This is a genomic window from Achromobacter sp. ISS7 (genome assembly GCF_056523125.1).
On record NZ_JAWRZD010000001.1, the window covers coordinates 1430889 to 1451726 of the forward strand.

Sequence of the window (20838 nt, forward strand, 5' to 3'; positions counted from 1 at the left end):
GGCCGGCGGGCGGCCGTGGGCCGCGCCGTCGCGCCGGGTTATCAGGCCGGCAGTGCGCAGCGTTCCAGGCACGCCACCTGCCAGGCATGCTCGATGTCGAACGATGCCGGGTCCGAGATCGCGCCATGGCCGCCCTGGCCGTAGACCGCGGCGTAGGCGGCGTATTCGGCCGCGCGCAGCGCCTTGCCGGCCAGCGCGCTGGCGACGGCGTAGGTCGCGGACACCGCGGCATGGCCGCAGCCGTCGATGGATGTCGATCCCGGGTGATGATTGGCCAGCCGCGAGGCGATGGCGGCGGCCTGCGCGAGCTGTTCGCGGTCGCAGGCGCCGTCGAGATAGCGGCCCAGGATGGCCAGGCAATCCACTGCCTGGGACGCTTCGAGCAGATGCTCGACGCGCCGCGTACAGGCCAGGCCGAAGGCCAGGCGCAGCGTTTCGTGATGCGGCGCATCCAGGTCCAGCTGCCGCGCCAGGTGTTCCAGGGCGATGTTCATGATCGGGCTCCTTGTTATTGCGCGGCGCGCCGCAAAGGCGGCGACCGCCGGGCGGCACGCGATGGCGCCAGGTCATTTTCCCGCCGCGCCGACGACCCTGTGAAGTGCAATTAACTGCCGGGTTGATGCAAAAAATCCATGAAAGCGCCAGCCCTGGCCAGCGGCCACGGGGCCTGCGTTATGCTGGGCGCTTTCCCGTCACGGCCGCATAGGGCGGCCCGCCGCCCCGCATGCCCAAACGCAAGAACACCATCGCTGCCACGGTCGAAGGCCGCATCGATAAGCTCCGCGTCGCGGTGCCGCTGGTGCGCGGCCAGGTGTACCTGCGGGTGGGCGGAGTGCCGGTCAATGGCGCCTTCGAAGACCCGGCCGATATCCGCATGTTGCGGGGGTTGGCGTTGCAAGCCGCGCCGGTGCGCGTCGGCGTGATCGAAGACGGCGCGCACGGGTTGCGCCACTTTTCCTGGCTGAGCGCGGCCAGCGGCGGAATCGCGCCGCGCTACTACGTCGATCAGCGGCGCCGCGCGTGGCGCAGCATCGGCATCGGCCTGGCCGTCGCCGTGGCGGCGGCGGGCGGGGCCTGCCTGCTGGACCTGTCGTCCTTCGCGCAAGTGCTGGCCCTGGTGGTGGCGCTGACGGTCACGCTGGTCGCCTTGCTGCTGGCCGGGTTCTCGTTGCACGGCCTGTGGCACAACCGCTTGCACCGTTCGGCGATCCTGCGCAGCGAAGCGCGCTACCGGGAGCTCCTGAAGACCCCGATCGCGGTCGCGCCGCCGGCCGAAGCGCCCGCCGGCCCGACGCAGGACGAGGGCGAGACGCTCGTCAGCGACGCCGCGCCCGAGATACTGGTGGTGCGCGGCGCCCTGGCCTCGCTGACGCACGAGGCCAGGCCTTCGACCCGCACGACGCCCAGTTATGGCATCTACCGTTTCCAGGTCGGCGCGCGCCGCTGCGTCATGTACGTGGCCGAGAACTTTGGCGATGCCATGCCGTTCCTGGCCGAAGGCGACCGGGTGGAACTGGCTGCCTACGCCGGCCAGCTCGCGGGCGCAGGCCCGGACCAGCTGGTCTACGGCCTGCGCAATCTGGAAGATGATCGCGTCTACGTCTGCCATCACTACTTCCGCGGCGCGTTCACCGATATCGCGCCGGTGGGCGTGGGCCTGGGGCAGCGGGTGCCGCTGCTGCGGCTGCTGGCCATCCTGCTGGTGTTCAGCTGGTTGGTGGTCGTGGCGGTGCTGGCGACCTCCGATTCGCCATCGAGTCGCGAGCAGGCGCCGGAACTGGCGGCCGTGGTGTTCGCGTTTTTGCTGGTGGCATGGCTGTGCGTGGCGCTGCCGCTGCTGTTCCTGGACGCGCGTTGGCGCATGGGCCGGCCGACGCGGCGCCAGCGCATCCTCGAGCGCATCTATCGCGCGCTGGGCCTGGGCACGCCGTTCGCGCCCACGGCGGTAATCGAGGAGGTCTAGGATGGCGGCGACGCGCGCCTCCCGCCCGCCAGGGGCCGTCGAGGAACCGCTGCTGGATCCGGCGTTGCTGCGTCGCCTGCTGCGCGCCAAGGACCGCATGGACGCGGCCTCGCACGAAGCCTGGCCGGTGGCGCGCCTGGCCGAGGTCAGCGGCGTGTCCGCGGCCTATTTCGCGCGGTCGTTCAAGCGCGCCTTCGGCCTGCCGCCGCACCGTTACCTGCTGACGCGGCGCATCGAGCAGGCCGTCGCGCTGCTGCGCGACACGGACCTGGCCATTACCGAGATCGCCTACGCGACCGGCTGGGAAAGCCTGGGCACCTTCGGCCGCATCTTCCACGACATCACGGGCCGCAGCCCCGGCGCCATGCGCGAGGCGGCGCGGGCCGGCATGGACGGGCTGGGGCAGGTGCCCGCCTGCGTGGTCAAGGCCGCGTCGCGGCCTGACCTGAACATCGCAGTTTTGGAGAAGCGCCGGCGCCAGGGCAAGGATAGAGTGCGCTGATCGACCCGCGTTGGGTCGCCAAACAACGTATCCAAGGAGTGGTCATGAGTGCAGGCATCAATGTCGTCGGCGTCTATGTGGACGACCAGGACGAGGCGCTGCGGTTCTACGTCGACAAGCTCGGCTTTCGCGTCCATACCGACGTGGGCAATGGCCCATACCGCTGGCTGACCGTCCAGCACCCGGAGCAGCCGTCGTTCCAGCTGGGCCTGTTCCGGCCCGGGCCGCCGGTTCATGACGAAGCCACCGCGCGGACCTTGCATGCCATGGTCGCCAAGGGCGCGATGCCGCCGCTGGTGCTGGCGGTGGCCGACTGCCGCGCCAGCTACGCCCGCTTGCAGGCGCTGGGCGTGGAATTCACGCAGGAGCCGGTCGAGCGCTATGGCAGCATCGATGCGGGGTTCCGGGATCCGGCCGGCAATGGCTGGAAGATGATCCAGGGGCCTGACGCGGCCGCCTGAAGTTGCCTCCTGCTGGCGGCTGCCCGAGGGCTGCTGGCCGTGGCGAGCCCGTATCGAGGCGGGAAAAAAACGCGCGCCTTCGGGCAAGCCCGGCAGCGCGCGGCGACATACCACCCATCCCTTCGCGGAGGCGGGCGTCATCAACGGGATCTTGCGCAAAGGGGATCGCGCCGCTGGCGGTCAGAAGCGGTGGCGGATCCCCATGTTCACCTCGGTCGCCTTGGCGTTGTCCAGGAAGGCCCAATTCGTCGTATAGGACGCCACCGCGTACAGATCCGTGCGCTTGGACAGGTTGTAGTTGTAGCCCAGGCTGTACGTGTTGCTGGCCGCATCCCCGCCGGTGAGCTGCTTGCTGTTGGCGTCCGCCCGTTGCCACGACGCGAAGGCGCCGCCCGATTTGCCGACCGGCGCCGCCAGCGCCAGCATGTAGGAGTTGGACCGGAAGCCCTTCGAGAACGCGTAGGACGGCGTGCCCGTGAAGGCGCCGATGCTGCCGCCGCCGGGCAGGCTCTTGCCGGCGAACCAGCCGTCGGTGAGACGGTTGTACGCCAGCGCCACCTTGACGACCTCGAAGTCATACGAACCGCCCACGATGTACGAACGCGGCGTGGCGTCGACCTGGCCCGCGCTCAGCTTGTTGGAGGCGTTGAGCTGGTCGTAGGTGGCAAAGCCCATCAGCGGGCCGTTGTCGTAGCGCAGGCCGGCGGTGATGGCGCGGGTGTTGTCGGTGGTGGCGAAGCCGGACTGGGCCGTCTTCTGGTCGTCGATGTTGAAGGCGTAGCCGACCGCGGCCTTGAAACCGCCCATCGACGGCGTCTCGTACACCACCAGGTTGTCGTAGCGCGGGAAGTAGGCCGAGCTGAAGCCCAGGCCGCCGCCGGTGTTCAGCTGGTTGAAGCCGCCGCCGAAAGTTGGCCCGAGCATGCCGCCGAAATAGCGCGTGGCGACGTTGTACTGGCGGCCCAGCCGCACCTCGCCCCAGTCGGCGCTGCCGAGGCCGACGGTGGCTTCGCGGCCGAACAGGCGCCCGCTCTGCGGCGAACTGCCGTTGCGGCTGTCGAAACCCGACTCCAGCTGGAACACGGCGTACAGGCCGTCGCCCAGGTCTTCCTTGCCGCGCAGGCCCCAGCGCGAGCCGGCCGTGGTGCCGGTGGTCGTGCCGATGCGGCTGTTGTCGATGCTGCTGCGGCGGCCGGTGGCCGGGTCGGTGTAGCTGCCGTCGACGTTGGCGTAGCCGATGCCCGTGTCGATCAGGCCGTAGAGCGTGACCGAGGTTTGCGCGGACGCCGCGCCGGACAGCGCCATGGCGGCCGCGGCGGCGAATTGTTTTTTCATGGATGACTCCGTAGGCTGGAAAACTCGAATGGCGCCGTGCGGTCGAAGGACGGGCCTTCGGTTGCAGGGCGACTCGCAGTCTGCGCGGCCGCGATCGACAGTTCGCGAACATTAAAATGACAATATCGATCGCGTTGCCGTCGCGATACCGTCATCTTTTCCTGCCAGGGCTCCGCCCGCATCACCGTCCTTCGATTCCATGTTCAAGCCTTTCCTGCGCGCCTGCTTCGCCCTGTCATTGATCGCCACCGGCGCCGCGCACGCGGCCGGTTTCCAGCGGCTCAATCTGCCCATGGACATGAACGGCCCGGCGTTGCAGGGCGGCATCTGGTATCCGTGCGCCGCGCCCGCGCAGGACGTCGCCATCGGCCGCGTCACCCTGGCGGCGACGCCGGACTGCCCGATGCCCGACGGATCCCGGCCGCTCATCGTCATGTCGCACGGATCGGCCGGTTCGTATCTGGGGCATCACGACACCGCCGCGGCGCTGGCGGACGCGGGCTTCGTGGTGGCGGCGATCAACCACGTCGGCGACAACGCGGTGGACCGCTCGCGGCAGGGCTATCTGTCGATCTTCTCGACGCGGCCGCGCGAGATCCGGCGGCTGATCGACTACCTGACCGGCGCGTGGCCGCAACGGGCGCGGCTGGACGGCGCGGTGGGTTTCTTCGGATTCTCGCGCGGCGGCTATACGGGGCTGGTGCTGGCGGGCGCGACGCCTGATTTCAAGCAGGGCCTGGGCATCTGCGCCGACGAACCGGCGCTGCCGATGTGCCGCGACATCCGCGACGGCAATGTGCCGGCGCAACCCTACGTGAAGGACGCGCGCATCAAGGCCCTGGTCATCGCCGATCCGCTCAACGCCTTCAGCGCCGATGCGCTCAAGGCGGTGTCGATCCCGGTGCAGCTATGGGCCTCGGAACAGGGCGGTGACGGTGTCACGCCGGCCAGCGTCGATGCGGTGCGCCAGGGATTGCCGGCGCCCGAATTCCATCGGGTCGCCGGCGCCGGCCATTTCGCTTTCCTGGCGCCGTGCTCCGCCGCGCAGGCCGAGACCGCGCCGGCGATCTGCCGCGATGCGGCGGGTTTCGACCGGGCGGCGTGGCACCGTGAGTTCAACGCGGCGGTGGTCGCGTTCTTCAAGACCGCGCTGCTGACCCGCGCCGGGCAAGCCGGCCTTCAATGACGGCGGTCGTGAAGGCCGTCGTGAAGGCCGCTATCGGCTAGCGCGCCGAGTCCTGGCGGCCGGCCTGTGCCGCGGCCCGTCTCCTGGCCGCCGCCTTCGGTCCGTCGCGCAGCGCGACGTAATTGCAGTAATGCGCGAAGTCCTTCTTGGCCAGCGCCAGGTACAACCCCGTGGCCACCATGAAGGCACTGCACACAAAGGGGTGCAGCCAGATGCCGATGGAGTAGGGCATCAGCGAGGTTGTCTTGTACATGATCAGCACGCCGAATCCCAGCAGCAATACCATCAGCAGCCAGCGCGCCCATTCGCTGCCACGGTACAGCCCTGCCAGCAGCAGCCCGGGCAGGATCAGCTTCACCAGCGGCGAGAGCTGGCCGCGCAGCAGCGGCAGGAGGTCATAGCTGAGGGTGACCAGCGTGCCTGCCAGCACGACATACCAGAACCGCTTGCTGGTGGGCGCGTGGCGCCGTGGAGCCTGTCTTGCTTCACCATTCTTCTGCTGCATGGAGCCTCCTTTGGGTAACGGGCCAGTGTAACGTCGTGGCGGCGGCGATGCGGGTAGACTGGCGTCTGGGTACACACCGGAGCACCGCCTTGGCCACCTCGTTGCGCAGATACACCGAGCTTCCCTACCTGATCGACTACCTGCAGACGGGCGAGCTGGCCCTGCTCAATCCGAAAGCGTGGGACGACCGCAACGACTCGTTCTACATCGAGGAATACGCGCGCGCCAAGCGTCTGCTCGGCATCTACGCGCTGTGCATGGCCGAGGCCTCCGAGACCTATCACCACTGGCGCGTGTTCTCGAACGGCAGCGGCGGGGTCTGCATCGAGTTCGACAAGGAAAAGCTGGTGGAGCAGGTGCGCGGCGTGCCCGATCTGCGGGCCGAGACGGTGCAGTACCGCACCATCAAGTCGCTGCGCGAGCAGCCGCCGGCCGAGGCCGACCTGCCGTTCCTCAAGCGCCACGCCTTCCGCGATGAAAAGGAGTTCCGCCTGTTCGTCTGCCGCAAGACGCGTGACACGCCGGTGCTGCGCATCCCGGTGGCGCCGGCGACCATCAAGCGCGTCACGCTCAGCCCGTGGCTGCCGGCCACGGTCTGCGACCAGGTCAAGAAGGTGCTGAAGTCGATCAAGGGCTGCGAGAAGCTGCGCGTGTTCCGCTCGACCCTGGTGGACAACGAAGACTGGAAGAAATTCGCCAGCGCCGGCCGCAAGGAGCCGGCATGACGCAAGCCCGCGATACGGGCGCGCCAGGCGCGCTGTCGCCCGCGCAGATCGTCGACGCCTACGCGCGGCTGGGCTGGAAGAACAATGACCCGATGGGCCAGGTGCTGCGATTGCGCCGCGACGATCCGGCGGCGTTGGGAGAACTGGTCACGCTGTTCCTGGATCGCGGGCTGGAGCACGCCACCTTCATCGACGCCGCGCTCGACCTGATGGACGACGCCACCTACGCCGAAACCCTGCGGCGGGCGTGGCAGCGCGCGCGGGACGGCGAGACCGCCAAGGCGCTGGCCGAGGTGCTGGATTCGGCGGCGGTGCAATGGCCCGCGCTGTTCGCCGGCGCCTGGCCGGCGTTGCTGGCGGCCGCGCAGGCCGGCGCGGGCGGGCCGCGCTTCAATACCGACCACGCCTGGCGCGCGCTCGATGCCGAAACGGCGCAGGCGTGGCTGGCGCAATTGCCACCGCGGATCGAAGACGATGATTCGCCCGATTCATTGCGCGCCCGCGCCGTGCTGCACTCGCGCCAGCCGGAGACGGTGCTGCGCGTCTGGCGCCAGGCCTTCGCGGGAGGCGTGGATCCCGACGCCATCTATTGGCTGATGGAAGTGGGCTATGCCGACGAAGGCGGCCAGGCGCGCGCGCTGCACGGCGAGCGGCCCCTGCACATCCGCTTCGACGCGGCGCAGCGCAAGCAGATGGCCGCCTCGCAACCCGAATGGCGGCGCGAGATCCAGCGCCTGCATCCCACCTGGGGTTTCCCGGGGGCCGAGGCCGCGCCTGCCGTCGCGCAGGGCCACATGGGCGGCACGCTCGCGGCCACCTGCGGCCTGTGCCACGGGCCGCTGCATCGCCTCTTGACGCTGCCTCGGCCCGCGCTGGCCGGCATCGATTGCCCAACGCCGCTGACGCTGGCCACCTGCCTGTCCTGCCAGGGGTGGGAACAGGATGGCCCGATCCTCTTCTTCCGCCACGACGGCGACGGCGTGCCGCAAGCGCATCCGTCGCAGCGCCAGGCCGAGCCGGTGACGCCGGAGTTTCCCGCCGAACCGCTGCGCGAGGCCGACGTGGCCTTGTTCCAGGCGCCGGCGCGCTGGGCCTGGCAGGACTGGGGCGAGTCCAACGGCCGCCAGAACCTGAGCCGCGTCGGCGGGCCGCCCAGCTGGGTGCAGTCCGCCGAATACCCCGCCTGCCCGGATTGCGAGCGGCGCATGTCGTTCGCGATGCAGCTGGATTCCGACCTGCCGCAGGCGGACGGCGGCGACTGGATGTGGGGCAGCGGCGGCTGCAACTACAGCTTCTGGTGCGGGCATTGCCGCGTCAGCGCGCATCTGTGGCAATGCACCTGAACGGCGGCAATGCGCCTGGACGCCGCGCGGCAGGCATCCGCCGTCGCGGCGCGGTCCACGCGCTCGCCTAGCTAGACGGGCCTGCCGTCCTGCGCCCGCCGGCATTTGGCGGGATCATCGTGCACCAGCGACTGGTGCACGCCGACGCCGGCCATGACGCCCGCGGCGCTGGCCAGGGTGGCATTGCCCATCGCCGTGCTGGCGTCGCCCGCCGCGTAGACGCCGGGCACCGTGGTCTGCTTGAAATCATCGACGCGCAGGTACGGTCCCAGCGGCCCCTCATCGAAGGCGCAGCCCAGCTGCATCGCCAGCGGGCTGCTCATGTGCACGCGGCTGGCGACGAACAGCGCATTGACCAGCAGGCGGCGGCCGTCGGCCAGTTGCACCGCGTCGATGCGCGGCGCCGGGCCCAGCAATTGCGCCACCGGGGTGCGCTCGATGCGCACGCCGCGGGCCGTCAGCAGCGCGGTCTGTTCGGCATCCGGCTCGAACTCGCCCTGGGTGAAATAGGTGGTGGGGCCCCAATCGGGCAGCAGCGCGGCCTGATGCGACGACATGGGGTGGGCGGCCAGCACGCCCAGCGGCTGGTCGGCCACCTCATAGCCGTGGCAGTACGGGCAATGCAGCACCGTCTGGCCCCAGCGTTCGCCCAGGCCGGGCAGGGCGGGCAGCTCGTCGCGCACGCCGATGGCCAGGATCAGGCGGGCGGCGCGCAGTTCGCGGCCGTCCTCCATGACGACGCTGAAGCGCCCCGATTCGCCGCTGGCGCTGGCGGCGGTGCCGTCGATGAAATCCACGGTGCGGTAGGCGGCCAGCTGGGCGCGCCCGACAGCGACGATCTCGGCCGGCGTCTTGCCGTCCTGGCCCAGGAAGCCGTGGGAATGCGCGGAGAAACGGTTGCGCGGCTGGCCGGCATCCACCAGCGCGATGCGGCGGCGGGCGCGGGCCAGTTGCATGGCGGCCGAGAGGCCGGCGAAGCTGCCGCCGATGATGACGGCGTCATAGCTGGAGAGCAGTTTTTCGGGCTTCATGGATTTCTCGATACTTTAAAAGTTGCATGATACGGCGATCCTGTCCGTTCATGCAACTTATAATGTTTCAAACCATGAACCAGGAGTCTTTCCATGCGCAGCGATAACCGCCTGTCCCGCATGCTGCACGTGCTGCTGCACATGGCGGAGCAGGATGCGCCGCTGACCTCCGAGACCATCGGCAAGATGCTCAACACCAATCCCGTGGTGGTGCGGCGCATGATGTCCGGCCTGCGCGAGCGCGGCTACGTGCAATCGGAAAAAGGCCACGGCGGCGGCTGGGTGCTGACGCGCCCGTTGTCCGAGCTGACCCTGCTGGATGTCTACCAGGCGCTGGGCGAGCCGCCGATCTTCGCCTTGGGGCTGGACCAGAGCGAACCGAAGTGCCTGGTGGAGCAGGCCGTCAACGCCGGACTCGAGGGCGCGATGGCCGAGTCGCGCCGGCTGCTGCTGGAGCGCTTCGCCACGATCCGCATGGACCAGCTGGCGCAGGACTTCCATCGACGGCTCAAGCTGCATCCGCACTGCACGGAGCGCTAGCGGGCGCTGCTCCGGTGTATTCTCGCAATCGTGCCGCGCCCGCATCCCGGGCGGCCGGCCCGCGCAAGAGAACACGGGCGGCGTCTACCCGCGCCAGTCCGGCACTGCCCGACCAGGAGACATCGAACATGCTATTGACCGAAGAACAGCTCAGCGTCCAGGACATGGCGCGCCGTTTCGCGCAGGAACGCCTGGCGCCGAATTCCGAGCGCTGGGACCGCGAACACCACTATCCGGCCGACGCCATCCGCGAGATGGCCGACCTTGGCTTCTTCGGCATGCTGGTGCCGGAGGAATGGGACGGCAACGCCAGCGGCTACCTGTCGTACGCCGTGGCGCTCGAAGAAATCGCGGCCGGCAACGGCGCCTGCTCGACCATCATGAGCGTGCACAACTCGGTCGCCTGCATGCCCATCCTGAAGTACGGCACCGACGCGCAGAAGGACCAGTTCCTGCGGCCGCTGGCCAGCGGCGCGCACATCGGCGGCTTCGCCCTGACTGAACCGCAGGCCGGTTCCGACGCCAGCAGCCTGCGCACCCGCGCGGTGCGCGACGGCGACCACTACGTGCTCAACGGCGCCAAGCAATTCATCACCTCGGGCCGCACCGGGCAGCTGGTGATCGTGTTCGCGGTGACCGATCCGCAGGCCGGCAAGCGCGGCATCTCGGCCTTCATCGTGCCGACCGACACCCCGGGCTACGAGGTGGTGCGGGTCGAGGACAAGCTCGGCCAGCACCTGTCGGACACCTGCCAGATCGCCTTCGAGGACATGCGCATTCCCGCCGCGTGGCGGCTGGGCGAAGAGGGCGAGGGCTACAAGATCGCGCTGTCGAACCTGGAGGGCGGCCGCATCGGCATCGCCTCGCAGGCGGTCGGCATGGCGCGCGCCGCGTTCGAATGCGCGCGCGACTATGCGCGCGACCGCCAGGCCTTCGGCAAGCCCATCATGGAGCACCAGGCGGTGTCGTTCCGGCTGGCCGACATGGCCACCCAGATCCACGCGGCGCGGCAGATGGTGCTGCACGCGGCGGCATTGCGCGAGGCCGGCAGGCCGGCGCTGACCGAGGCCTCGATGGCCAAGCTGTTCGCCTCCGAGATGGCCGAGAAGGTCTGCTCGGCCGCGATCCAGACGCTGGGCGGCTACGGCTACCTGGCCAACTTCCCGGTGGAGCGTATCTACCGCGACGTGCGCGTGTGCCAGATCTACGAAGGCACCAGCGACATCCAGCGGCTGGTGATCGCGCGCGCCTTGTAAGCCGGCGCCGGCAGCGGCCGCCCACGCGGGCGTCGGCGAGTCCTCAGTCCAGCAACGCCTGCACCGCGGCTTGCGCCGGTCCCGCCAGCGGCTGCTCGCGTTGCAGCCGCGCGATCTTTTCCTCGAACTCGCCCGCCACGTCGGGCCGCAGCTTCTTCATGGCGCGCACGGTCTGCGCCAGCAGCAGGCGCGCGTTGATGCTGTGCGGGAAGTCCAGGCACTGGCGCAGGTTGCCGTCGAGGATCTCGCGTTCGCCATTGAGCTGGCCCGGCTGCTCCGGGTTGGCGCCGTTGCAGCGCACCGCCAGCAGCTGTTCCAGGCGCAGCAGGTAATACGGGAAGGCCGCGCCGTCCGGCACCGTGTAGTTGGCCGGCGTCGCCAGCGGCGGCTGCGCGGTGGCGCGGCCCACCAGCGCCACCAGTTCCTCGGTCAGGCGCTGCAGCGGGGCGGTCGGGTCGGCCATCGGGAATTCGGCCGACAGGGCGCCGACGCACTCGGCGTCCTCGGTGCGCACCACGCGCACCTCGGCGCGCCACGGCTCGGCGATGGTGACCAGGTGCGAGATCACCACGTAATCGCTTTGCGCCTCGCACTGCTGCGCATAGCCGATGGCATCGGTGTCGTCCCAGGCCGCGCCGCTCAGCAGGAAGCCGGGATGCGGTTCGGTCAGCCACGGCACCAGCGTCTGCGTGCGCAGGCCGCAGCGCAGCGCCAGCTGTTCGTTGAAGTACAGCGGCAGGGCGCGGCTCAGGCGGCCGGTGGCGTCGGCCAGTTGCCGCTCGGCGCGCTCGGGCGCGGCGCCGATCTCGGCCGAGCCGCCCAGGAGCGACACCAGCGGGCGATCGGGCGTCACCGGCGTGAACAGCGCCGCCGCGGGCGAATCGGGCGTCAGCCAGACCGGGCCGCGGCCCAGCAGCATGGCCAGCCGCATCTGCGCTGGCTCGGCCGCGCCGTCGCCCAGGGCGGCGCGCGCCAGTTCGGTGTCCCAATAGGCCAGGTTGTCCTTCCAGTCGGGGCGCTGCTGCGCGTAGAGCTGATCGAGGAGGGCGCGGGCCTCGTCGGGCCGGCCCAGTTCGACGTAGGCGCGGATCAGGTTGTTGCCGACCTGGATGCCGTGGCTTGCCGCATCGAAGCGCGGCCCGGCCAGTTCGACGATCGGCTCGATCGCGCCGGCGTTGCCCAGGTCGCCGCTCATCTGCGCCAGCAGGTCGGCGGGCGCGGGCGTGCCGGCGCGCGCCAGCGCTTCCTGGTACATCGCGAGCGCGCCCGACAGGTTGTGCGAACCCAGTTCGCCGTGCGCCAGCCACAGTTGCGCGCGCCAGCTGCCGGGCAGCGCGGCGACCTTGCGCATGGCGGCCACGCCGGCCGCATCGCCGCCGTGTTCGCGGTGGATGGCTTCATACCAGCCCAGGCCGTTTTCCTGGTTGGGGTCCAGTTCCAGCGCGCGCCACAGCGTTTCCACGGCAGCGGGCTCGTCGCCGCGCTCGTCCTGGATCTTGGCCAGGTTGGTCAGCACCACGCCGGTCTCGCCATGCTGGCCGATGAAGCCGCGCAGCGCGCGCTCGGCCTCGTCCAGGCGGCCGGTCTTCATGTAGACGATGGCCTGCAGCACCACGCCGCGCTCGGCGCCGGGCTGCAGTTCGACCAGGCGGTCCACGGGCCTGACCATTTCATCGATGAAGCCGTCGCCGAGCGACTGGATGATGAGGCCGGACAGGGAATCGGCGTCGTCCCAGTGGCGCTCGATGGCGCCGGCCAGCACGTTTTCGCGCCATTGGTCGCGCGGCACGAAGATCTCGCGGCCGTAGGCGTCGTGGGCGCGGATCATGTCGGCCTCGCTGTCCGGCTCGGCAATCGGCTCGGAAACCGGCGGTGCGGCGTCGGGCGAGGGCGAGTCGCCGTCATCGGCGGGAGTGGTTTGCTTGCCGAGGAGTTTCTTCAGGAAGCTCATGGGATGTCGTGTCCAGGGTTCAGGCGCCGAGCGCGCGGGCGCGGCGGGCCAGGCGGCGGCGCGCCCAGAGGGTGTAGATGACGAGGTTGCCGACAATCAGCAGCAGCGCCAGCGTGATCTGGACGTCGCGTGTCAGGCCGTCCGGGTAGATTACCGCCAGCACGTAGTGCTCGATGAAGCCGCCAGCGTAGCCCTGCTGCCCGGCCTGCTGGCGCAGCGAGACTTCCAGCGGGGTGAGCGGGCAGATCCAGCCCATGCCGATGACCATCGCGCCCCAGGCCAGCGCCGGCAGGTGCAGGTAGGCCAGGCGCCAGCGCCACAGCGCCAGCAGGCCGCCGAACACCACGAAGGCGACGAACAGGCCATGCACGATCAGGACGGCGTCGGCCAGCAGGCGGTAGATCATGCGGCAAGTTCTCCGGGTGCGGAAGGCGCGGCTGGGGCGCCGCGCCCGGGGCGGGATGGTGCGGTGCCGGGTATCGGGCGCCGGCGGTCAGGGTTTCAGGTCGCGCAGCAGCTTGGCCAGTTCCGGCGCCGTCATCAGTGACACGCCCTCGGCGCGGGCGTACTGCAGCGCGTTGTCGGACACCTCGCCCAGCGCGATGTAGATGGCTTCGCGCGCGCCGCGCTTTTCGCGCGCCGCCTGCAGTTCACGCAGCGGCTCGACGCCGACCCGCGCGGCCTTCCAGCGCTTGGCGCTGACCATGGCGACGTGGCCGTCCTTGGTCAGGGCGAAATCGGCGCCGGGGCCTTGCAGCCGTTCGACCTCGCAGCCATCACGGCGAAAACCGGCTTCGACCGTGGCGGCGAATTGCTGCCACGACATGGCCGCGGCAGCCTGCGCCACGGCGTCGACGCGGGCGCCCGACGGCGCGCGCAACTGCTTGTAGGCCGCCATGATGGCGATCACCGCGAACGGCACCGCGGCGAACACGCCCATGGCCGCGTACTCCAGCGGCAGCGCGGCGAACCCGCCCACCGACAGCAGCAGCGCCACGCCGGCGCTCATCCACCACGGCGAGCGCAGCAGCACCGCGAAGATGGAGTTCTGCGACATCTTGAACTTCATGACGCGCGCACCACGATACGCACGTCGCCACAGGTGACGATCTGGCCGGGACGGATCTTGGCGGTCTTGCGGCTTTCGACCACGCCGCCCACGCTCACGTGGCCTTCGGCCACCAGCATCTTGCCGGCGCCGCCGCTGTCGCAGACGCCGGTGGCCTTGAGCAACTGGTTGACTTCAATAAAGGGGCTGCCTTCGGCAAGCGTGAATTCGATGATGGGCATGGCGCGAACGGGTATGCAATAGGGATCGGGCGGTTCAGGCCTGGCCGCCGGGGACGTTGCCGCCGGCGGGCGGGGCGGGCGGGGCCGGCGGGGCGGGAGGCGCGGGCGGTACGTCGATCGGCATCACCGGGCGGCCGTTGCCGGACTCGGCGCGCGCCATCCAGGCGATCAGCGATGAGCGCATGGCTTCCTCGACCGACATCTGGATCGGCTGCACCCATTCCTGCGGCACGAACACGGTATAGCCCCCGATCATATAGCCCATCGGCAGGTAGACGGCGACCCGGTCGCCCTGCGTGAAGCCTTCCGGCAGGCCTTCCAGGTTGCTGCGCGTCACCAGGCCGACCAGCTCCAGCTGCTGGCCCGGGATGCGAAGGATCACGACCTGTTGGGCGGTGGCCTTGGAGCTGGGCGAGAAGTAGTCGGCGAAGCTCTTGAGCGACGAATAGATGCTCTTGACCACCGGCAGGTTGGTGAACGGCATCTCCAGCAGCGCCATCACGCGCTTGACGCGTTCCTTGGACACCAGGTAGCCGATCGCCAGGATGCCCAGGATGCCCAGCAGCAGGCCCAGGCCGGGAAAATAGAAGCCGCCGATGAAGGGACGCAGGAAGGTCAGCGCCACCGCCTCGGTCCAGGCCAGGAAGATATAGAGCAGGTAGATCGTCAACGCCAGCGGCAGGACGGTGATCAGGCCACGGAAGAAGTACTTGTAGAGACGGGTCATAGTCGTAAAGCCAGGAAATCAGGGTCGGGTCCGGCGTGGCGCGCGGACCGGAAGGGCCGCCAGCATAGCAGCAGGCGGCGCGGGGTCCGGTAACAAGTGCCGCGAATCGCTACCGGTCAACGGGCAGGTACAGGGTCTCCTTGATTTCCTCCATCACCACGTAGCTGCGCGATTCGGCCGACGCGGGCAGGCGCTTGAGGATTTCGCCAAGAAGACGGCGGTATTCATTCATCTCGGTCAGGCGGGCCTTGACCAGGTAGTCGAAATCGCCCGACACCAGGTGGCATTCCATCACCTCGGGCACGTACAGCAGCTCTTTCTTGACCTTGTCGAACACGTCGCCCGACTTGGCCGAGAGCTTGATTTCCAGGAACACCAGCAGGTTCTTGCCGAGCGCCGCCGGATTGACGCGCGCATGGTAACCGGAGATCACGCCCTCGCGTTCCATGCGCTTGACCCGGTCGGAGCAGGGCGTGGCCGACAGGCTGACGCGCTCGGCCAGTTCCGTGACGGAAATACGGCCTTCCCGCTGCAGGATATCCAGGATTTTCAGGTCGATACGATCGAGGTCGCGCATTTCACTTCTGGCGGTCTAAAAAGGACGGTTGGCCGGGAAAAACCACTGCCGAATGAAAATCTTCAGTGATTTTCACTGTGATGAGGCTCATAGACTACCGAAATTCCTGACCAAATCCAAACTTCGGAAAGAATCATGCATGTGATCGTCCTCGGCAGCGGCGTCATCGGTACCACCACCGCCTACTACCTGGCCCGCCAGGGCGCCAAAGTGACGGTGCTGGACCGCCAGCCCGGCGCCGCCCAGGAGACCAGCTACGCCAACGCCGGCCAGGTGTCGCCGGGCTATTCCACGCCCTGGGCCGCGCCCGGCATCCCGCTGAAAGCCATCAAGTGGCTGTTCAAGAAGCACGCGCCGCTGGCGATCCGCCTGGACGGCAGCCTGTACCAGTTGAAATGGATGGCGGCGATGCTGGCCAACTGTTCGGCCGAGCGCTACGCGGTCAACAAGGAACGCATGCTGCGCCTGGCTGAATATAGCCGCGACTGCCTGCGCGAGCTGCGCGCCGACACCGGCATCCATTATGAAGAGCGCGCCCGCGGCACGCTGCAGCTGTTCCGCACCGAGGCCCAGATGGAAGCCGCGCGCCGCGACATCGCGGTGCTGGAAGAAGTGGGCGTGCCCTACGAGCTGCTGGACCGCAACCGCCTCGTGACCGCCGAGCCGGCGCTGGCGCGTTCGCTGCACAAGCTTGCTGGCGGCCTGCGCCTGCCCAACGACGAGACCGGCGATTGCCGCCTGTTCACCACCCGCCTGGCCGAAATGGCCGCGGCGCTGGGCGTGGAGTTCCGCTACAACCAGTCGGTGACCGGCCTGAACACCGTCGGCGGCCAGGTGACCGGCGTGCGCGTCGGCAACGAGGTCCTGACGGCCGACCGCTATGTCGCCGCCTTCGGCAGCTACACCCGCGGCTTCCTGGAGCCGCTCGGCCTGGACCTGCCGGTGTACCCGGTCAAGGGCTACTCGCTGACCATCCCGATGAAGGACGAGGCCGCCGCGCCGGTTTCCACCATCCTGGACGAAACCTACAAGATCGCCGTCACCCGCTTCGACGACCGCATCCGCGTCGGCGGCATGGCCGAACTGTCGGGCTTCGACCTGCGCCTGAAGGACGCGCGCCGCAAGACGCTGGAGCTGGTGGTCAACGACCTGTTCCCCGGCAGCGGCGACGTGGCCCGCGCCGAGTTCTGGACCGGCCTGCGCCCGATGACGCCGGACAGCACGCCGGTGGTCGGCCCGACCCGCTATGGCAACCTGTTCCTGAACACCGGCCACGGCACGCTGGGTTGGACCATGGCCTGCGGCTCCGGCAAGCTGGTGGCCGACCAGGTCCTGGGCCAGCGGCCGCAGATCCGCACCGACGGCCTGGCGCTGTCGCGCTACGACCGCCACGCCCCGGCCGAACGGCCGCTGGTGCTGGACGGCAAGGGCGCCTGATTCTCCGGCCCGTTCCCCACACCTGTTTCCCCCGGCGCCGGCCATAAGCCGGCGTCTCGACGGCCCGCCCGGCGCACAATGCCGGCCGGGCCGTTGTTCCTCCGGGGGCGTGCCTGGGACATTCCTGCGACACCTTGCGGCATGTCGAGGGTCGTATCGATGAGCGCCGGCCTCTACAATCCCGGCATGACCCATTTCCTGCACACCGCCGATTGGCAGATCGGCCGTCAGTACGGCCAGTTCGAAACCGATGACGCCGCCTTGCTGGCCGAGGCCCGCTTCGATGTCGTCGCGCGCATCGCCGCGCTGGCGGCCGAGCGCCAGGTCGACGCGGTGCTGGTGGCCGGCGACGTGTTCGACACCCAGGCAGTGTCCGACCGCACCATCCGCCGCCTGTTCGCCGCGCTGGCCGCCTACGCCGGCCCCTGGGTCATGATCGCTGGCAACCACGACGCGGCGCTGGCCGACAGCGTCTGGAGCCGCGCGGCGCAACTGGGCTGCATTCCGCCCAACGTGCAGGTGCCGCTACGTACCGGCGTGGTCGACCTGGCGGCGCAGAACCTCGCGGTGCTGGCCGCGCCGCTGACCCAGCGCCATACCTACGACGACGTCACCCAGGCCTTCGACGCCCTGGACTCCGAGCCCGGCCGCATCCGCGTGGGCCTGGCCCATGGCAGCGTGGCCGGCCGCCTGCCCGACACCATCGACGCCACCAACCCCATCGCGCCCGATCGCGCCGCCCGCGCGCGGCTCGACTACCTGGCGCTGGGCGACTGGCACGGTTGCCTGTCGATCGACGAACGCACCTGGTACGCCGGCACGCCCGAGCAGGACCGCTTTCGCGGCAACGAACCCGGTTACGCGCTGGACGTGCGCATCGCCGCGCCGGGCGCCACGCCGCAGGTCGAGCGCGTGGCCACCGGCAAGTACCGCTGGTCGGCCTGGACCGAAACCTTGAGCCTGCCGACCGACGCCCAGGCGCTGGCCGAGCGCCTGGCGGCGCTGCGGGCCGAAGACGTGCTGCGGCTGGAACTCCTGGGCCACGTCAACGTGCCCACCTGGGAGGCGCTGCAACGCGCGGTGGATCAGGCGGCGGCGCAGGCGAGGGCGGTGCTGCCGGACTTCACCGGCCTGCTGCTCGAACCCGACGAGGCCGACCTGGCGCAACTGGGCGCCAGCGGCTACGTCGGCGAAGTGGCCACGCAATTGCAGGCCATGCAGGCCGACCCCGACCAGGCGGCGGTGGCCGGGGAGGCCCTGAGGCTGCTGCTGCGGTTCCAGCGCGAAGGCGCGGCCGCGGGAGGCGCGCAATGAAGCTCACGCGCATCGCCCTCGAAGAATTCCGCAAGTTTCGCCAGCCCCTGGTGCTGGATGGCCTGCAGGATGGCCTGAACCTGTTCGTCGGTCCCAACGAAGCCGGCAAGAGCACCGTGGCCGCGGCCATCCGCGCCGCATTCCTGGAGCGCTACAGCACCCGCACCGTGTCGGATCTGGCGCCGCGCGGCGAGAGCGGCGCCCGGCCTGGCGTCGAATTGACGTTCAGCCATGCCGGCCACGATTACCTGCTGAAGAAACACTTCCTGTCGCGCGCCCGCTGCGAGCTGTTGATCGACGACGGCGCGCAGCGGCTCGACGGCGAGGAAGCCGAGAACGCGCTGGCCGCGCTGCTGGGCTTCGAACTGGCCGCGCGCGGCCAGAGCAAGCCCGACCTGGCCGGCGTGCCGGGCCTGCTGTGGATCCAGCAGGGCGACGGCCAGAACCTGCAAACCGCCGCCGGCCACGCCGGCGGGCATCTGCGCGAGGCCCTGACGCAATTGTCGGGCGAGCTGGCTTCCGGCGACGGCGACCGGCTCTACGAGCGCGTGGCCGCCGAGCGCGCCACCTTGCTGGATGCGCGCAACGGCCGTCCCAAGGGCATCTACAAGGACGCCGAGGACGCGCTCGCCGCCGCCCAGGCCGAGCGCGATCAATGCGCCCAGGCCAAGGCCCAGCTCGACGCCGATGTCGACCGGCTGGCGGCGCTGCGCGCCGAACACGCGCGCGCCGAAGCCGGCCAGCCTTGGAAAGACTTCGAGGCCCGCGCCGCCGAGGCGCGCGCCCGGCTTGCGGCCGTGGCCAAGGAACGCGAAGCGTTCGAGGCACTGCAACGCGAGCAGCGCCAGGCGGCGCAGACCCTCGCGGTGCTGCAGGAACAGGTGCGCCGCGACCAGCAGGACGAAACCGAATTGCAGGCCCTGGTGGCGCAGGCGCAGGCCGCCCGCGCCGCGGTGCAGCAGGCACAGGAGCCGCTGGCCCGCGCCCGCAAGCTGCGCGACACGCACGCCGCCGCCGCCGACGCGGCGCGCCAGCGGGTCGCGGCCGTGCAGGCCGTGGCCGACCGCCGCGATCTCGAACACCAGATCGACCAGTTGGCGCGCGACATCGAACGCCTGGACGGCGCGCTGGAAGAAGCCACCCGCCTGATCGAGCAGGGCTCGACCCTGAAGGCCGAGGCCGTGCGCATCGAGATCGCCGACGCCGACATCCAGGCCTTGCGCAAGAGCGAACGCGCATTGGGCGACCTGCAGCTGCGCCAGCAGGCCATCGCCACGCGCCTGTCGTACGCATTGGACGCGGGCCGCGAGGCCCGGCTCGACGGCGCCGCGCTGGCCGGCAGCGGCGAGTTGCTGCTGACCGCCGCGGCCGAACTGGAATTGCCCGGCCTGGGCCGCCTGCGCATCGAGCCGGGCGGCCAGGACCTGCCGGCGCTCAAGCGCGAACTGGCCGAGATGCAGGCGGCCAGCGCCGCCTTGCTGTCGCGCCTGGGCGTGGCGCACGTGGCCGAGGCCGAGGAACGCCACGCGCGCGGCATCGACTTGCAGCGCGAACTGGAAGCCATGCGCAAGACGCTGGCGATCCACGCGCCCAAGGGCGTGGAGGCGTTGCGCGGGCAGCGCAACGAGGCGCAGGCGCGGCGCGCGCAACTGGCCGAACGGTTGGCATTGTTGCCGCCAGCGGCCGAGGCGGGCGACGCCGATGCGCCCGCAGCGCGCCAGGCGCTGCGCGATGCGGAAGCCAGCGCGGCGCAAGCCGAACAGGCCCTGGCGGCGGCTCAGCGTGCGCTGGATGCCGACAGCACCCGTGCCCAATTGCTCGACACCCAGGCCGCCACGCGTGGCGCCGACCTGCAGTCGCCCGAACGCGCCGCGCAGCGCCAGGCTCGCGCCGGCCGGCTGGCCGAAGCCCGCAGCGGCCACGACCTGCTCGAACAGCGCCTGCATCAGGCGCAGGCCGCGCTGGAGGCGCTGCGTCCGGAATTGCTGGAACAGGATGCGCAGCGCTACGAGAAGTCCGCCGCCATCGAGCGCGACGCCCAGCACAAGCGCCACAGCGAGATCCAGCAGTTGCTGGGCAAGCTGGAGCAGGCCGGCGCGCAAGGCCTGGGCGAGCGCCTGTCGGAAGCCGAGGCCGCCTGCGAACGCCTGCAACGCCGCCGCGACGAATTCCAGCGTCGCGCCCAGGCGCTGGAGCTTCTGTCCACCTTGCTGGCCGGCAAGCGCGACGCCGCCACGCAGCGCCTGCAGGCGCCGCTGGCGCGCCGCCTGAGCCACTACCTGGCGCTGCTGTTCCCCGATTCCGCGTTGCGCCTGGACGAGGCGCTGCTGCCCGCCGCCCTGCAACGCGCGGGCGGCGAGGACCCGCTGGACGCGCTCAGCTTCGGTACGCGCGAGCAATTGGGCATCCTGGCGCGCTTTGCCTACGCCGACCTGCTGCGCGAGGCCGGCCGACCGACGTTGCTGCTGCTCGATGATGCGCTGGTGCACACCGACGACGGCCGCCGCGACCTGATGAAGCGCGCACTGTTCGACGCGGCCACGCGCCACCAGATCCTGATGTTCACCTGCCATGGCGAGGCCTGGCGCGACCTGGGCGTCGAGCAGCGCCGCATCGGCGCTTGATGCCTTGTCGGCAAGCTCAGCCCGCGCCGGCAGGCGCGCACCGGTGCGGGCAAGCGCGTCGCCGGCTGCGC

At 70.0% G+C, this 20838-nt stretch carries 21 protein-coding genes; 11 read left to right on the forward strand and 10 right to left on the reverse strand.

Annotated elements, in window-relative coordinates:
• Positions 1-41: 41 nt before the first annotated feature.
• Complete coding sequence (locus AC1HFW_RS06655; protein WP_116522798.1) at positions 42-494, reverse strand: hypothetical protein; 453 nt, start codon at positions 492-494, stop codon at positions 42-44.
• A 230-nt stretch (positions 495-724) separates the two neighbouring features.
• Between AC1HFW_RS06655 and AC1HFW_RS06660 the strand changes: the two genes are divergently transcribed.
• The 3 genes from AC1HFW_RS06660 to AC1HFW_RS06670 are packed head-to-tail and all read left to right on the forward strand — an operon-like array spanning position 725 to position 2926.
• Positions 725-1963: a hypothetical protein gene (locus AC1HFW_RS06660; protein ID WP_479282368.1), complete on the forward strand. Its 1239-nt coding sequence runs from the start codon at positions 725-727 to the stop codon at positions 1961-1963.
• 1 nt (position 1964) lies between these two features.
• Positions 1965-2465 carry a helix-turn-helix transcriptional regulator gene (locus AC1HFW_RS06665; RefSeq protein WP_116522796.1) on the forward strand — a complete coding sequence of 167 codons (501 nt, stop codon included), beginning with the start codon at positions 1965-1967 and terminating at the stop codon, positions 2463-2465.
• A 44-nt stretch (positions 2466-2509) separates the two neighbouring features.
• Positions 2510-2926, forward strand: a complete 417-nt coding sequence (locus tag AC1HFW_RS06670) for a VOC family protein (RefSeq protein WP_006394658.1) — start codon at positions 2510-2512, stop codon at positions 2924-2926.
• Between the two features lie 180 nt (positions 2927-3106).
• On the opposite strand, the gene AC1HFW_RS06675 is transcribed toward AC1HFW_RS06670, so the two are convergent.
• Positions 3107-4261, reverse strand: coding sequence for a porin (locus AC1HFW_RS06675; protein WP_479282371.1), 1155 nt, complete (start codon positions 4259-4261; stop codon positions 3107-3109).
• A 199-nt stretch (positions 4262-4460) separates the two neighbouring features.
• Between AC1HFW_RS06675 and AC1HFW_RS06680 the strand changes: the two genes are divergently transcribed.
• A complete protein-coding gene (locus AC1HFW_RS06680) occupies positions 4461-5447 on the forward strand; it encodes an alpha/beta hydrolase family protein (RefSeq protein ID WP_479282372.1) in 987 nt (328 codons plus the stop codon).
• A 37-nt stretch (positions 5448-5484) separates the two neighbouring features.
• On the opposite strand, the gene AC1HFW_RS06685 is transcribed toward AC1HFW_RS06680, so the two are convergent.
• The gene (locus AC1HFW_RS06685; RefSeq protein ID WP_006394661.1) at positions 5485-5952 is read right to left on the reverse strand and encodes a hypothetical protein; all 468 of its coding nucleotides are present in this window, start codon (positions 5950-5952) and stop codon (positions 5485-5487) included.
• 89 nt (positions 5953-6041) lie between these two features.
• Between AC1HFW_RS06685 and AC1HFW_RS06690 the strand changes: the two genes are divergently transcribed.
• Together AC1HFW_RS06690 and AC1HFW_RS06695 are read left to right on the forward strand one after the other, a co-directional pair.
• Complete coding sequence (locus AC1HFW_RS06690) at positions 6042-6677, forward strand: DUF2971 domain-containing protein (RefSeq protein WP_479282374.1); 636 nt, start codon at positions 6042-6044, stop codon at positions 6675-6677.
• A complete protein-coding gene (locus AC1HFW_RS06695) occupies positions 6674-8020 on the forward strand; it encodes a hypothetical protein (protein WP_479282376.1) in 1347 nt (448 codons plus the stop codon). The genes AC1HFW_RS06690 and AC1HFW_RS06695 overlap by 4 nt, the downstream gene beginning before the upstream one ends.
• Positions 8021-8091: 71 nt before the next feature.
• Here the strand turns inward: AC1HFW_RS06695 and AC1HFW_RS06700 are convergent, their stop codons facing one another.
• Positions 8092-9051: an NAD(P)/FAD-dependent oxidoreductase gene (locus AC1HFW_RS06700; protein ID WP_479282378.1), complete on the reverse strand. Its 960-nt coding sequence runs from the start codon at positions 9049-9051 to the stop codon at positions 8092-8094.
• Between the two features lie 93 nt (positions 9052-9144).
• On the opposite strand from AC1HFW_RS06700, the gene AC1HFW_RS06705 reads away from it, so the two are divergent.
• Positions 9145-9591, forward strand: a complete 447-nt coding sequence (locus AC1HFW_RS06705; protein WP_006394665.1) for an Rrf2 family transcriptional regulator — start codon at positions 9145-9147, stop codon at positions 9589-9591.
• A gap of 128 nt (positions 9592-9719) precedes the next feature.
• The gene (locus AC1HFW_RS06710) at positions 9720-10847 is read left to right on the forward strand and encodes an acyl-CoA dehydrogenase family protein (protein ID WP_479282380.1); all 1128 of its coding nucleotides are present in this window, start codon (positions 9720-9722) and stop codon (positions 10845-10847) included.
• Between the two features lie 43 nt (positions 10848-10890).
• Here AC1HFW_RS06710 and AC1HFW_RS06715 read toward each other — a convergent pair whose 3' ends face one another.
• The 6 genes from AC1HFW_RS06715 to AC1HFW_RS06740 form a co-directional block, all read right to left on the reverse strand.
• The gene (locus AC1HFW_RS06715) at positions 10891-12798 is read right to left on the reverse strand and encodes a tetratricopeptide repeat protein (protein ID WP_479282382.1); all 1908 of its coding nucleotides are present in this window, start codon (positions 12796-12798) and stop codon (positions 10891-10893) included.
• Positions 12799-12817: 19 nt separating this feature from the next.
• The gene (locus AC1HFW_RS06720) at positions 12818-13204 is read right to left on the reverse strand and encodes a DUF2784 domain-containing protein (RefSeq protein WP_479282383.1); all 387 of its coding nucleotides are present in this window, start codon (positions 13202-13204) and stop codon (positions 12818-12820) included.
• An 87-nt stretch (positions 13205-13291) separates the two neighbouring features.
• Positions 13292-13867, reverse strand: a complete 576-nt coding sequence (locus tag AC1HFW_RS06725; RefSeq protein WP_116522786.1) for a restriction endonuclease — start codon at positions 13865-13867, stop codon at positions 13292-13294.
• Positions 13864-14088, reverse strand: a complete 225-nt coding sequence (locus AC1HFW_RS06730; protein WP_006394670.1) for an RNA-binding S4 domain-containing protein — start codon at positions 14086-14088, stop codon at positions 13864-13866. The genes AC1HFW_RS06725 and AC1HFW_RS06730 overlap by 4 nt, the downstream gene beginning before the upstream one ends.
• Positions 14089-14122: 34 nt before the next feature.
• On the reverse strand, positions 14123-14815 hold the full coding sequence (locus AC1HFW_RS06735; protein ID WP_479282386.1) for a DUF502 domain-containing protein: 693 nt from the start codon (positions 14813-14815) through the stop codon (positions 14123-14125).
• A 109-nt stretch (positions 14816-14924) separates the two neighbouring features.
• Entirely contained in the window at positions 14925-15392 is a 468-nt protein-coding gene (locus AC1HFW_RS06740; RefSeq protein WP_006394672.1) for a winged helix-turn-helix transcriptional regulator, read from the reverse strand.
• Between the two features lie 135 nt (positions 15393-15527).
• Here AC1HFW_RS06740 and AC1HFW_RS06745 point away from each other — a divergent pair, with 135 nt between their 5' ends.
• From AC1HFW_RS06745 to AC1HFW_RS06755, 3 genes are all read left to right on the forward strand, one after another.
• On the forward strand, positions 15528-16829 hold the full coding sequence (locus AC1HFW_RS06745; RefSeq protein WP_479282388.1) for a D-amino acid dehydrogenase: 1302 nt from the start codon (positions 15528-15530) through the stop codon (positions 16827-16829).
• 186 nt (positions 16830-17015) lie between these two features.
• Positions 17016-18143, forward strand: a complete 1128-nt coding sequence (locus AC1HFW_RS06750; RefSeq protein ID WP_479286468.1) for a metallophosphoesterase family protein — start codon at positions 17016-17018, stop codon at positions 18141-18143.
• Positions 18140-20767 (forward strand): AAA family ATPase, encoded by a 2628-nt coding sequence (locus tag AC1HFW_RS06755; protein WP_479282390.1) that lies wholly within the window; start codon positions 18140-18142, stop codon positions 20765-20767. The genes AC1HFW_RS06750 and AC1HFW_RS06755 overlap by 4 nt, the downstream gene beginning before the upstream one ends.
• The last annotated feature ends 71 nt before the right edge of the window (positions 20768-20838 follow it).